We start from the raw sequence: 13,700 nt of genomic DNA, 5'->3' as shown, positions 1-13,700 counted from the left end.
TAGGATCTGTGTTCGCCGCAGAGCCTTGGGGGAGCGAGCTTGCTCGCGATGAAGGCGACACGAATTATCCTGCAACACGCCGAATGCTGGCCTTTCATCCAATTGTCATATTTCAGCCATAGAGTGTTCACACGGCCTGCTGATACTTGGCCCCGACTTAACACACCCTATCTGCTAGGAGTAAGGCATGAAACTGAAGCGTTTGATGGCGGCAATGACTTTTGTCGCTGCTGGCGTTGCGACCGCCAACGCGTTCGCCGCTGTTGACCCGTCGATCCCGAGCTACACCAAGACCACTGGTGTGTCGGGCAACCTGTCCAGCGTCGGCTCCGATACCCTGGCCAATCTCATGACCCTGTGGGCTGAGAACTACAAAAAGAATACCCGAACGTAAACATCCAGATTCAGGCCGCTGGCTCCGCCACCGCGCCACCTGCGTTGACTGAAGGCACCTCTAACCTGGGCCCGATGAGCCGCAAAATGAAGGACACCGAACTGGCTGCCTTCGAGCAGAAGTACGGCTACAAGCCAACCGCTATCCCGGTTGCCGTGGACGCCCTGGCGGTGTTCGTGCACAAAGACAACCCGATCCAGCACCTGACCATGGAACAAGTCGACGCGATTTTCTCGTCCACTCGTCTGTGCGGCGCTAAATCCGAAGTCAAAACCTGGGGCGACCTGGGTGTGACCGGTGACCTGGCCAACAAGCCGGTTCAACTGTTCGGTCGTAACTCGGTATCCGGCACCTACGGCTACTTCAAAGAAGAAGCCCTGTGCAAAGGCGACTACAAGCCAAACGTCAACGAACAACCAGGCTCGGCTTCGGTCGTGCAGTCGATCAGCTCTTCGCTGAACGGCATCGGTTACTCGGGCATCGGCTACAAAACCGCTAGCGTGAAAACTGTTGCTCTGTCGAAGAAAGGCAGCACTGAGTTCATCGAAGACAGCGAAGAAAACGCACTGAACGGCAAATACCCGCTGTCGCGTTTCCTCTACGTTTACGTCAACAAAGCCCCGAACAAGCCTCTGGCCCCGCTGGAAGCCGAGTTCGTGAAACTGGTTCTGTCCAAACAGGGCCAGGAAGTTGTAGTGAAAGACGGCTACATCCCACTGCCGGCCAAAGTTGCTGCAAAAGCACTGGCTGACCTGGGTCTGGCTGAAGGCGGCGCCGAAGTCGCAAAGAAGTAACACCCTAGGTTCAGGGCACGCCCCGGACCTGTGTAGGAGCTGACGAGGGAACCGAGGCTGCGATCTTTTGATCTTGCAGTTATAAAGCCAGATCAAAAGATCGCAGCCTCGGTCTCCTCGGCAGCTCCTACGCCCCCAATTTTTCGATCCTCTGCCAGTTCCCACCGGCGGCGGATTTGTTGCGTCACTGCATTGTCATCTTTCTGTCATACAGGATCGCTAGGGTGTGCGCATGAATGATCTGGCCAATTCCCCCATGACTACCAATCCCCCCAAGCGAATTGACTTCAATACGCCTGAGTTGAAACGCAAGCGCCGCATTCGCGCGCTCAAAGATCGCCTGACCCGCTGGTACGTTCTCATCGGCGGCCTCGCTGTTCTCGGTGCGATCACGCTGATCTTCTTCTTCCTTGCCTACGTGGTTGCGCCGCTGTTCCAGGGGGCCAGCCTGACCGCCAAGGACGCCATCACGCCAGCCTGGATGCAAGACGCCGGCAAGCCGTTGATGATCTCCCTGGAAGAGCAGAACCAGGTCGCCATGCGGGTTTCCGACAAGGGCCAGGCATTGTTCTTCGATATCGACAGTGGCGCCGAACTCAAGCGCGTCGATCTGCCGATCCCGGCCGGCACTACTGTGACCGCCATCGGCGAAGACCAACCGGGCCATCCTTTGGTGGCGGTAGGGTTGTCCAACGGCCAGGCGCTGGTGTTCCGTCACACCTATAAAGTCAGCTACCCGGACGGCAAGAAAACCATCTCGCCGGCTGTCGAGTACCCGTACGGCGAGACGCCGATTGCGTTGAATGAAGCGGGCGGTGCCCTGGAGCACGTCAGCCTCAACGCCACCGACACCACACTGATGCTGGTCGGCTCCACCGGTTCGCAACTCAATGTGCTGTCGCTGACCAGCGAAGAAAACATGATGACCGGCGAAGTCACCAACGAGCAGAAGCGCATTGATCTGCCGCAGATGACCGAGCCGGTGAAGAACATCTTCGTCGACCCGCGTCAGCAATGGTTGTACGTGATCAACGGTCGGGCCCAGGCCGACGTGTTCAGCCTGCGCGACAAGAGCCTCAACGGTCGCTACAAACTGCTTGAAGACGGCGAAGCGCAAATCACCGCCAGTACCCAATTGGTGGGCGGTATCTCGCTGATCATGGGCGACTCCAAAGGTGGCCTGGCCCAGTGGTTCATGGCCCGCGACACGGATGGCGAACTGCGCCTGAAGCAGATCCGCACCTTCCAGATGGGCACCACGCCGATCGTTGAAATCAGCGCCGAAGAGCGTCGCAAAGGTTTCGTCGCTCTCGACGCTTCCGGCAAGCTCGGCGTGTTCCACAGCACCGCCCACCGTACCTTGCTGGTAGACCAGGTGGTCGACGGCCAAGGCATTTTCGGGCTGTCGCCACGGGCTAACCGCGTGATCGTCGAAGCGGGTGGCAAGATTCAACCGCTGCTGCTCGACAACCCACACCCGGAAGTTTCCTGGAGCGCGTTGTGGAGCAAGGTCTGGTACGAGAACTACGACGAGCCTAAATACGTCTGGCAATCGACCGCCGCCAACACCGATTTCGAACCCAAGATGAGCTTGGCGCCACTGACCTTCGGTACGCTCAAGGCCGCGTTCTACGCCATGCTGCTGGCCGCGCCACTGGCCGTCGCCGCGGCGATCTACACCGCCTACTTCATGGCGCCGAGCCTGCGCCGCAAGGTCAAACCGGTGATCGAGCTGATGGAAGCAATGCCGACGGTGATCCTCGGCTTCTTCGCCGGCCTGTTCCTCGCACCTTATGTAGAAGGACATTTGCCGGGCATTTTCAGCCTGCTGATGCTGGTGCCAATTGGCATCCTGGTGGCCGGTTTCGTCTTCAGCCGCCTGCCTGAGTCGATCCGCCTGAAAGTGCCGGACGGCTGGGAAAGCGCGATCCTGATCCCGGTGATCCTGTTTGTGGGCTGGTTGTCGCTGTACATGAGCCCGTACATGGAAACCTGGTTCTTCGGCGGCGACATGCGCATGTGGATCTCCCATGACCTGGGCATCACCTACGACCAGCGCAACGCACTGGTGGTCGGTCTGGCCATGGGCTTTGCGGTGATCCCGAACATCTACTCCATCGCCGAAGACGCCGTGTTCAGCGTGCCGCGCGGTCTGACCCTCGGTTCCCTGGCCCTCGGCGCCACGCCGTGGCAGACCATGACTCGTGTGGTGATCCTCACCGCCAGCCCGGGCATCTTCTCGGCGCTGATGATCGGCATGGGCCGTGCGGTCGGTGAAACGATGATCGTGCTGATGGCCACCGGTAACACCCCGGTCATGGAAATGAACCTGTTCGAAGGCTTGCGGACTCTGGCGGCCAACGTTGCGGTGGAAATGCCGGAGTCGGAAGTCGGCGGCAGCCACTACCGCGTGCTGTTCCTCTCGGCGCTGGTGCTGCTGTTGTTCACCTTCGTCATGAACACCCTCGCGGAACTGATTCGTCAGCGTCTGCGCAAGAAATACTCGTCGCTTTAAGAAAGGTAGAAGTCTGTGAAACAGAACTCCCTGAATGGATGGTTCAAGAGCGGCGCCCCCGGCGTCTGGATCAGCGGTGGCGCGGTGTCCATCGCGGTCATCATGACCATTGGCTTGCTGGCAGTGATTGCCGTGCGCGGTCTGGGCCATTTTTGGCCGGCAGACCTGATCCACGCCAACTACGACGTACCGGGCCAGGCCAATCACCTGGTCATCGGCGAAGTGGTGCAGAAAGAAGAAGTGCCGCGTGAGCGCTTGAAAACCGCTGGCCTGCCGGTGCCCGATGTTGGGCCGGAATTCATGACCCGCGAGCTGATCAAGGTCGGCAACCGTGACTTGAACGGCAACGACTTCACCTGGATCGTCGGCGAGTGGCTGACCAACCAGACGACGCCGCGAGAGTTGATGACCATCGAGCGTCGCGAGTGGGGCAACTTCTACGGCTACCTCGTTAACGTCAAGCAGGACGGCAAGGTCATCGCCGAGGGCGAAGCTGCCTGGCCGGAGTTACAGGCCCGTGTGGACCGCGTCAACAAGCTCGCAGCACAGCTCAAGAGCCTTGAGAAATCCGACATCGGCGCGATCAACGCCGGTCTGGAACGCATCCGTCTGCACGGTCGCAAACTGGAACTGGCCGGTAAACTCGACGCCACCGCTCAAGCCGACATGGACGCTGAAAAGGCTGAACTGAACGCCCGTTATCAAGACATCGAAGCACGCCTGTCCGACCTGCACGCCCAGTTCAACCGTGACAGCCTGACCGCTCGCGACGCCAACGGCAAAGAGCTCGAAATCGGCATTGGCAAGGTGGTTCACGCCTATCAGCCGAACGCCATGAGCACCTTCACCAAGGTCAGTTTCTACTTCGGCAAGGTCTGGGAATTCCTCAGCGACGACCCGCGTGAAGCAAACACTGAAGGCGGGATCTTCCCGGCGATTTTCGGCACCGTGATGATGACGTTGATCATGGCGATGATCGTGACTCCGTTCGGCGTACTGGCAGCGGTTTACCTGCGTGAATACGCCAAGCAGAACACCCTGACGCGGATTATCCGCATCGCGGTGAACAACCTGGCAGGTGTTCCGGCGATTGTTTACGGTGTGTTCGGTCTGGGTTTCTTCGTCTACGTACTCGGTGGCTCGGTGGACCGGATCTTCTTCCCCGAAGCCTTGCCGGCGCCGACCTTCGGTACGCCGGGTCTGCTTTGGGCCTCGCTGACCCTGGCGCTGCTGGCTGTGCCGGTGGTGATCGTGGCCACCGAAGAAGGCCTGGCGCGGATTCCTCGCACCGTGCGTGAGGGCTCGTTGGCCCTCGGCGCGACCAAGGCTGAAACCTTGTGGAAGATCGTGCTGCCGATGGCCAGCCCGGCGATGATGACCGGCATGATCCTCGCTGTGGCGCGTGCCGCTGGTGAAGTGGCGCCGCTGATGCTGGTGGGTGTGGTGAAACTGGCGCCGTCGCTGCCGGTGGACGGCAACTACCCGTACCTGCACCTTGACCAGAAGATCATGCACTTGGGCTTCCATATTTATGACGTCGGCTTCCAGAGCCCGAACGTCGAAGCCGCACGGCCATTGGTGTACGCCACGGCGCTGTTGCTGGTGCTAGTGATCGCCACGTTGAACTTGTCGGCCGTGTGGATTCGAAACCACCTGCGCGAAAAATACAAAGCGCTGGATAGCTGATTTGCAGCACTGATTTCTATGTGGGAGCGAGCTTGCTCGCGATGCAGGCGACGCGGTTTAAGTTGAAACCGCAGTGATGCCATCGCGAGCAAGCTCGCTCCCACAAAAACCGAACCGAATTTGTTAGCACAGGGAGCCTCCCATGCAGCACGAAACACATACTCACGGCATCAACATGTCGGCCCTGGGCCGCGATAAGCAGAGCCTGAGTCTCGAACAGGAAACCGTGGCCATCGAAGTGCCGGGCCTGAGCCTGTTCTACGGCGACAAACAAGCGTTGTACGACGTCAGCATGAACATCCCGAAACAGCGTGTGACGGCCTTCATCGGCCCGTCCGGCTGCGGCAAGTCCACGTTCCTGCGCATCCTGAACCGGATGCACGAGCTCGTGGCCGTCCGCGAGCCTCGCCGGTGAAGTCCTCCTCGACGGTGAGGACATCTACCGACCCCGAACGCAAGACGTCGTCGACGCCGCGTCAAGACGCATCGGCATGGTGTTCCAGAAGCCCAACCCGTTCCCGGCCATGTCGATCTACGACAACGTCATCGCCGGGCTCACCCTCACCGGCAAGCGTGCCTCCAACGATGAGAAAGACTTCCTCGTCGAGAGCTGCCTGACCAAGGCCGGGCTCTGGAAGGAGGTGCGCGACCGGTTGCGCGCGCCCGGTTCCGGACTCTCCGGAGGGCAGCAGCAGCGTCTGTGCATCGCGCGGTCGCTCGCGGTGACCCCGCGCATCCTCTTGATGGACGAACCGTGCTCGGCCCTCGACCCGATCTCCACCTTGAAAGTCGAAGAGCTGATCTACGAACTGAAATCGAAGTTCACCATCGTCATCGTGACCCACAACATGCAACAGGCCGCGCGGGTTTCCGACTACACGGCGTTCATGTACATGGGCAAACTGGTGGAATTTGGCGACACCGACACCCTGTTCACCAATCCGGCGAAGAAGCAGACCGAAGACTACATCACCGGTCGCTACGGCTAGGAAGCTGTGGTTGTTCACTGAACTGACGCTGCGGTCCACCGCACCTTACCGGACGCTCCAAGGACGCCAACATGATTAGTAAAGAAGGCCTTACCCACCACATTTCCGCGCAGTTCAACGCCGAGCTTGAGGAAGTGCGCAGCCACCTCCTGGCCATGGGCGGGCTGGTGGAGAAGCAAGTCAACGACGCGGTGACCGCGCTGATCGAGGCCGACTCCGGCCTGGCTCAGCAGGTGCGCGAGATTGATGACCAGATCAACCAGATGGAACGCAACATCGACGAAGAGTGCCTGCGCATTCTGGCCCGTCGTCAGCCGGCAGCGTCCGACTTGCGTTTGATCATCAGCATCTCCAAGTCGGTGATTGACCTGGAGCGCATCGGTGACGAAGCGACCAAGATCGCCCGTCGCGCCATCCAGTTGTGCGAAGAAGGCGAGGCCCCGCGCGGTTACGTCGAGGTACGCCATATCGGCGACCAGGTGCGCAACATGGTTCGCGATGCGCTAGACGCCTTTGCTCGCTTCGACGCTGACCTGGCGTTGTCGGTGGCCCAGTACGACAAGATCATCGACCGCGAATACAAGACCGCCCTGCGTGAACTCGCAACCTACATGATGGAAGACCCACGCTCTATCTCGCGGGTCTTGAGCATCATTTGGGTGCTGCGTTCCCTGGAACGGATCGGCGACCACGCGCGCAATATCTCTGAGCTGGTGATTTACCTGGTGCGCGGCACCGACGTGCGTCACCTGGGCCTCAAACGGATGAAAGAAGAAGTTGAAGGCACAAGTGGTGAAACCGCTAATGTTCCGGGCAAAGCTGACGATAAGTAAGATTGCCTGAGTAAAACGCCCGGCCTTTTGGTCGGGCGTTTTTGTTTGTGAGGTCGAATTAAAACGCAGCACCCGCGAACGAAAAGTCCCGGCGTGACTGAAGAGTTTTGGCAATGTGCCATCAGCCAGCGTTATGCTTGCCGGGATTTTTATAGGGGTGTTGGATGAGCAAGATCAGTGTGTTGGTCGTGGACGATGCGTCGTTCATTCGTGACCTGGTAAAAAAGTGCCTGCGCAACTACTTCCCGGGTATCCGGACTGAAGACGCCGTCAACGGTAAAAAGGCCCAGGCGATGCTGGCCAAAGAAGCGTTCGACCTGGTGCTGTGCGACTGGGAAATGCCGGAAATGTCTGGCCTGGAACTGCTGACATGGTGCCGCGAGCAAGACAACCTCAAGACCATGCCGTTCGTGATGGTGACCAGCCGTGGCGACAAAGAGAACGTGGTCCAGGCGATTCAGGCCGGCGTATCCGGTTACGTCAGCAAGCCGTTCACCAACGAGCAACTGCTGACCAAGGTCAAGCAGGCCCTGAACAAGGTCGGCAAGCTCGATACCTTGATGAACAGCGCCCCGACCAAAATGAACTCGGCATTCGGCAACGACTCCCTGAGCGCATTGACCGGCGGCAAAGCCGCTGTGGCAGCGCCATCGGCCGCCCCGGTCAATCCGTTCGCCAAGCCTGTCGCCGTTGCCGCACCGACACCTGCAGCTGCGCCGTCCCGTGGTTTGCTCAACAGTCCGCCGGTCAAGGCACCGGTTGCTGCGGCAACCAATAGCGGCGGTCGTGGCCAGGGCCAGTTGCGCCTGTCGAGCGGCACCCAGCCGTGCGTGATCAAAGCCTTGAGCCTCAAGGAAGCACTGCTGGTGGTCAAGCGCGCCGACATTCTGCCGCAAGTCCTCGAAAGCGCTGTGCTCGACATGGAGCAGGGCGACAACGCCGAAACCGCGCGCCTCAATGGTTACCTGCACGCCATCGTTGCCCACGAGCAAAAACCTGACAGCGACTGGCTGCAACTGACCTTTCGCTTTGTCGATCAGGATGCACAGAAGCTCGACTACATCTCCCGCCTGATTGCCCGTGGTACGGCGCAGAAGCATTTCGTTCCCGGCGCGTAATCTTCGTCGCCTGCCAGTCCGCTATCGCGAGCAAGCTAGCTCCCACATTTGAAATGCATTCCAATGTGGGAGCGGGCTTGCTCGCGAAGGGGCCATCAAATTCACCACACCTCTTTCCTGAAGTCCCCCATTTTGAAACATCTGCCGACTACCCAGGTCCATTGCACCTGCTAGGCTCCTCCCCAGGCCTTCCTCGACAGACTCTTGCCAATGCTCGCGCGCCTGCTGTTTTTCTGTGGTCTTTTCATGGCCTCCACCTCGGCTGTGGCCATGACCATTTACAAATCCACCGATGCCAATGGCGTGGTCTCCTACAGCGACCAACCCACGAAAGGCTCTCAGGTATTCGTCTTTCGGGACCGGATGGTCGAGCACCTTGAGCGTCAGGTGTACCTCGACATCAAGAAGCAGAAGGGCGTGGATGTGGTGTTTGTGCGCAACGACTTGTATGCGCCGGTGGAGGTCGAGCTGAGCTTTGCCGGGTTGAGTAACGTCAAGGGGGCGCCGAGCCAGCCGATACGCCGGGTTTTGCCGGCGCGCAGTAACTCGCGGCTGGCGCTGCTGACGGCGATTACCGGCGGCAAGCCGCTGGTGTATACCCCGAGCTTCCAATACTCCATGGGCGACCCTTCAGGCGCCGCTCAGAGCTATCGTTATCCCTTCCCGTGGCTCGGTGGTCCGTTTCGCTTGAGCCAGGGCGCCAATGGCCAATACAGCCACTTTGGCGCCAAGAACCGCTACGCCTTGGACATCGCCATGCCTGAAGGCACGCCGATCATTGCGGCGCGAGCCGGCATGGTGGTGAAAACCGAGAATGACCAGAACGGCCGTGGCAATGATCCGTCAGGTAATTTCGTACGGGTGTTGCACGATGACGGGACCATGGGCGTGTACCTGCACCTCAAGCAAGGCTCGGTGAGCGTGCGCGAAGGTCAGCGGGTGGTGGTCGGCAGTGCGTTGGCGCTATCGGGCAACACCGGCAACAGCAGCGGGCCGCACCTGCATTTTGTGGTGCAGCGCAATACCGGTTTGGGGTTGGTGTCGATACCGTACCAGTTCAATCAACCGGTAGGCGCGTTGCCCAACTTTGCGTTGGGCAAGCAGTGAGCGCGAGGTAGATAAATTGTGGCGAGGGGGCTTGCTGTGGCGAGGGGGCTTGCCCCCGTTGGATGGCGAAGCCGTCCCAAAGCCTATGAATGCGGTGTGTCAGGATCTATGCGGCTGCGGGGTTTAGGGGCCGCTTCGCAGCCCAGCGGGAGCAAGCTCCCTCGCCACAAGAGCCCGCCCGCCAACGGTGTTGCAATCAATCCAGCATCAACACCTTGGCCAAAATGATCTTCGGTCCTTTCATCTTCTTGATGATGATCCGCAGCCCTTCGACTTCCAGCACTTCTTCCTCTTCCGGCACCCGTTTCAGGGTTTCGTAGACCAGCCCGGCGAGGGTTTCGGCTTCGATGTGGTCCAGGTCGATGCCCAGCAGGCGTTCAACCTTGAACAGCGGCGTATCGCCGCGTACCAGCAGCTTACCCGGCTGATACGCGAGGATCCCGCGTTCGGCCTTGCGGTGTTCGTCCTGAATGTCGCCCACCAACACTTCCAGCACGTCTTCCATGGTCAGGTAGCCGATGATGTTGCCGTCGGCTTCTTCGACCACGGCGAAGTGCGAGCCGCCCTTGCGGAACTGTTCCAGCAATTGCGACAGCGGCATGTGCCGCGAAATGCGCTCCAGCGGGCGGGTCAGCTCCGCCAGGTTGAACGACTCGGGAATGTGGTCCAGAGCGGCCAATTCCAGCAGTAGATCCTTGATGTGCAGCAGGCCGACGAACTCCTGACGGTCGCTGTCGTACACCGGGTAACGGCTGAACTTGTGGCGACGGAACAGCGCGAGGATTTCCTTGAGCGGCGCGTTGAACTCCAGCGTCACCAGGTCTTCCCGGGAGTTGGCCCAGTCCACCACTTCCAGTTCGCCCATTTCCACGGCCGACGCCAAAACACGCATGCCTTGGTCGCTCGGGTCCTGGCCACGGCTGGAGTGCAGGATCAGTTTCAGTTCTTCACGGCTGTAATGGTGCTCGTGATGCGGGCCGGGTTCACCCTGGCCGGCGATTCGCAGGATCGTGTTGGCGCTGGCATTTAGCAGGTAAATGGCCGGGTACATCGCCCAGTAGAACAGGTACAGCGGCACGGCGGTCCAGAGCGACAGCAGCTCCGGTTTGCGAATGGCCCACGACTTGGGCGCCAGCTCACCGACCACGATGTGCAGGTACGAAATGACGAAGAACGCGGCAAAGAACGACACGCCTTTGATCACTTCCGGCGATTGCACGCCGACGGCACCGAGCATCGGTTCGAGGATGTGTGCGAAAGCCGGCTCGCCGACCCAACCCAGGCCCAGGGAGGCGAGGGTGATACCCAACTGGCAGGCCGAGAGGTACGCATCGAGCTGACTGTGCACGGTGCGCAGGATGTGTCCGCGCCAGCCGTTTTTTCAGCGATGGACTCGACCCGGGTCGAGCGCAGTTTGACCATGGCAAATTCCGCCGCAACGAAAAATCCGTTGAGCAAAACCAGGATCAGAGCAAAAAGAATCATGCCGAAATCGGCGAAGAGTGTCGCGAGGGTCAAGCCAGGGGATGGGTCCATGATGGAGTTTTGCGGTTTCCGTGTATTCAAATAAGGGGGAAATACGGTGCCTGAAGGGCAGGCACAAGACAGCCAATGTAGCGGCTGACATGTGGATTGACTAGTGGCGAGTGCTGGCCGGTACTAGTCGGCCGCGCTGATAACCCGGGTTTTGGTCACCTGGGCCGGCGCGAAATGGCAGGTAAAGGTGCTGCCATGCCCCGGCACGCTGCTGATTTCCATCCGCGCACGATGGCGCAGCAGTACGTGTTTGACGATCGCCAGCCCAAGGCCGGTGCCCCCGGTGTTGGAGTTGCGGCTGGAATCGACGCGGTAGAAGCGCTCGGTCAGGCGCGGCAGGTGTTTGCTGTCGATGCCGATCCCGGAATCCTGCACGCTCAGGTGCGCGCCTTGTTCATCGCCCCACCAGCGAATGCGGATATTGCCTTCGGCCGGGGTGTATTTCACCGCGTTGAACACCAGGTTGGAGAACGCACTGCGCAATTCGGCTTCGCTGCCCTTGAGCAGGATCGTCGGGTCGGCTTCCAGGGTGATGCGCTGATTCTTTTGCGCGGACAACTGTTGAGCATCGCTCTTGATCGATTTCAGCAAGCCGTCGATGGGCACCGGCTGGTTGTCCGACGGGTAATCGGTGGCTTCCAGTTTGGCCAGTAGCAGCAGGTCGTTGAGCAAGGTCTGCATGCGCCCACCTTGCTGTTGCATCTGCTGCAAGGCGCGGGTCCAGCGCGGGTTCACGTCCTCGACGTTGTCGAGCAGGGTTTCCAGATAGCCGCAGATCACCGTCAGCGGCGTGCGCAGCTCGTGGGAAACGTTGGCGATGAAGTCTTTGCGCATCTGCTCCAGCTGATGGATGCGCGTGACGTCGCGTACCAGCATTAAGTGTTCGTTGTTGCCGTAGCGAGTGATGTACAGCTGAATGCGTAGGCGATCATTAATCGGCGAAGGGATTTCCAGCGGCTCGGCGTAGCTGTCCTGCTCGAAGTATTCCTTGAAGCGCGGATGGCGCACCAGATTGGTCACCGGTTGGCCGCTGTCTTGCGGAGTCTTGAGGCCGAGCAGGGTCTCGGCGGCGCGGTTCCACCATTCCAGGTTGCCGTCGCTGTCGAGCATGATCACCGCGTCTTTGAGCGCGGCGGTGGACTCCTGGACCCGGTCGATCACCGCTTGCAGGCGCCCGCGCACTCGTTGGTCGCGGCGTTGCAGGTGATAAATGCTGTCGAACACTTCGCCCCACAAGCCATAGCCATCGGGCGGTGCTTCATCGGGTTTATGTAGGCGCAGCCATTCGTGCAGGCGCGATAGCTGCTTGAGCGTCCAGGCCAGGTAAAGACCCAGGCCCGCCGCGAGGCTCCAGCCGTAGTAGCCGGTAATCAAGCCGATCACCAGGCAGGCGGTGACCAGCAACAGCATGTGGCGAATCAGGGTGCCATGCCAGTTTTGGTTCACGGAAACATGCGTCCTTGTCAGCGAGCCGGGCGGTCAGCTCAGGCCTTGGTGGAAAACCGGTAGCCGGTGCCGCGCACGGTTTGTACCAGATTTTCGTAGGCATCGCCGAGGGCTTTGCGCAGGCGCCGGATGTGCACGTCAACGGTGCGCTCTTCAACATAGACATTGCCGCCCCAGACCTGATCCAGCAACTGGCCACGGGTGTAGGCGCGTTCCTGGTGAGTCATGAAGAATTGCAGCAAACGGTATTCGGTCGGGCCCATCTCGGCGGGTTTGCCGTCGATGGTCACGCGGTGGCTGATCGGGTCCAGCAGCAGGCCGCCGACTTCGATTGGCGCTTCGCCATCGGTCGGGCCGGCGCGGCGCAGCACGGCTTTGAGGCGCGCCACCAGCTCACGGGGGAAAACGGTTTGGTGATGTAGTCGTCAGCGCCGACTTCCAGGCCCTGGATCTTGTTGTCCTCTTCGCCCTTGGCGGTGAGCATGATGATCGGGATGTCCCCGGTCAGCTCATCGCGCTTGAGGCGTCGGGCCAGCTCGATGCCGGAGGTGCCGGGCAGCATCCAGTCGAGCAGGATCAGGTCCGGCTTGCGGTCGACGATGATGGCGTGGGCCTGTTGGGAGTTCTCAGCCTCCAGGCAGTCATAGCCGGCCATTTCCAACGCAACGGCGATCATTTCGCGAATGGGCGCTTCGTCGTCGACGATCAGAATGCTCCTGCCAACCATGCCTTAATCCTCTTGTCATTTAACTGTCTTGCGCCGCATTAGATAACGGAATTATTGCAGTCGTGTGACAGTATTTTAGTCGCTCTGCGATTGTCATGAACCTGGGCTAAGCTCTAAGTCCGAATCCTGACAACCACAAGAGAAGGTTTCCATGACTCAATACACGTTCTCCTTCAAGGCCCTGATGTTGGCCGCTGCCCTGGCTTTGCCGTCAATGGCGTTCGCCGCCGACCCGGTGATGATGAAAGACGGGATGATGACCGATCATAAAGGCATGACGGTTTATACGTTCGACAAGGACATGGGCGGCAAATCGATGTGCAACGGTGATTGCATGAAGATGTGGCCACCAATGATGGCCCCTGCAGACGCCAAGGCCGAAGGCAAATTCGCGCCGATCAAGCGCGATGACGGCATGATGCAGTGGGCTTATGACGGCAAACCGCTGTACACCTTCATGAAGGATAAAAAGCCGGGTGACAAGATGGGCGAAGGCTTCAAAGATATGTGGCACATGCCGAAGCATTGATCTGTGTACATTGATTTGAACTGCTA

Annotated in this window: 7 protein-coding genes and 4 pseudogenes; 8 read left to right on the top strand and 3 right to left on the bottom strand. The window is 59.7% G+C overall.

The features are described from left to right. The first annotated feature begins 187 nt into the window (after positions 1-187). From RHM58_RS07740 to RHM58_RS07710, 7 genes and pseudogenes are all read left to right on the top strand, one after another. Positions 188-1,188, top strand: a pseudogene (locus RHM58_RS07740) (phosphate ABC transporter substrate-binding protein PstS). A 232-nt stretch (positions 1,189-1,420) separates the two neighbouring features. Then, entirely contained in the window at positions 1,421-3,703 is a 2,283-nt protein-coding gene (locus tag RHM58_RS07735; protein WP_201199085.1) for an ABC transporter permease subunit, read from the top strand. 15 nt (positions 3,704-3,718) lie between these two features. Next, the gene (pstA, locus tag RHM58_RS07730; RefSeq protein ID WP_201199083.1) at positions 3,719-5,389 is read left to right on the top strand and encodes a phosphate ABC transporter permease PstA; all 1,671 of its coding nucleotides are present in this window, start codon (positions 3,719-3,721) and stop codon (positions 5,387-5,389) included. A 142-nt stretch (positions 5,390-5,531) separates the two neighbouring features. After that, positions 5,532-6,378, top strand: a pseudogene (pstB, locus tag RHM58_RS07725) (phosphate ABC transporter ATP-binding protein PstB). Positions 6,379-6,449: 71 nt separating this feature from the next. Then, positions 6,450-7,211: a phosphate signaling complex protein PhoU gene (phoU, locus tag RHM58_RS07720; RefSeq protein ID WP_008150055.1), complete on the top strand. Its 762-nt coding sequence runs from the start codon at positions 6,450-6,452 to the stop codon at positions 7,209-7,211. Between the two features lie 164 nt (positions 7,212-7,375). After that, positions 7,376-8,329 (top strand): response regulator, encoded by a 954-nt coding sequence (locus tag RHM58_RS07715; RefSeq protein WP_201199082.1) that lies wholly within the window; start codon positions 7,376-7,378, stop codon positions 8,327-8,329. A gap of 210 nt (positions 8,330-8,539) precedes the next feature. After that, the gene (locus RHM58_RS07710) at positions 8,540-9,436 is read left to right on the top strand and encodes a peptidoglycan DD-metalloendopeptidase family protein (protein ID WP_201199080.1); all 897 of its coding nucleotides are present in this window, start codon (positions 8,540-8,542) and stop codon (positions 9,434-9,436) included. A 196-nt stretch (positions 9,437-9,632) separates the two neighbouring features. Here the strand turns inward: RHM58_RS07710 and RHM58_RS07705 are convergent. From RHM58_RS07705 to phoB, 3 genes and pseudogenes are all read right to left on the bottom strand, one after another. Next, positions 9,633-10,972, bottom strand: a pseudogene (locus tag RHM58_RS07705) (hemolysin family protein). A 123-nt stretch (positions 10,973-11,095) separates the two neighbouring features. Beyond that, a complete protein-coding gene (phoR, locus tag RHM58_RS07700; RefSeq protein WP_207200056.1) occupies positions 11,096-12,382 on the bottom strand; it encodes a phosphate regulon sensor histidine kinase PhoR in 1,287 nt (428 codons plus the stop codon). Between the two features lie 74 nt (positions 12,383-12,456). Further along, positions 12,457-13,145: pseudogene (gene phoB / locus RHM58_RS07695) on the bottom strand (phosphate regulon transcriptional regulator PhoB). Between the two features lie 151 nt (positions 13,146-13,296). On the opposite strand from phoB, the gene RHM58_RS07690 reads away from it, so the two are divergent. Beyond that, complete coding sequence (locus RHM58_RS07690; RefSeq protein WP_201199077.1) at positions 13,297-13,674, top strand: hypothetical protein; 378 nt, start codon at positions 13,297-13,299, stop codon at positions 13,672-13,674. Positions 13,675-13,700: the final 26 nt, after the last annotated feature.

The sequence above is a fragment of the Pseudomonas sp. 10S4 genome, assembly GCF_034344865.1.
Lineage (GTDB): Bacteria > Pseudomonadota > Gammaproteobacteria > Pseudomonadales > Pseudomonadaceae > Aquipseudomonas.
Note: the sequence above shows the minus strand (reverse complement) of the source record. Positions and strands in the feature narration are given on the sequence as shown.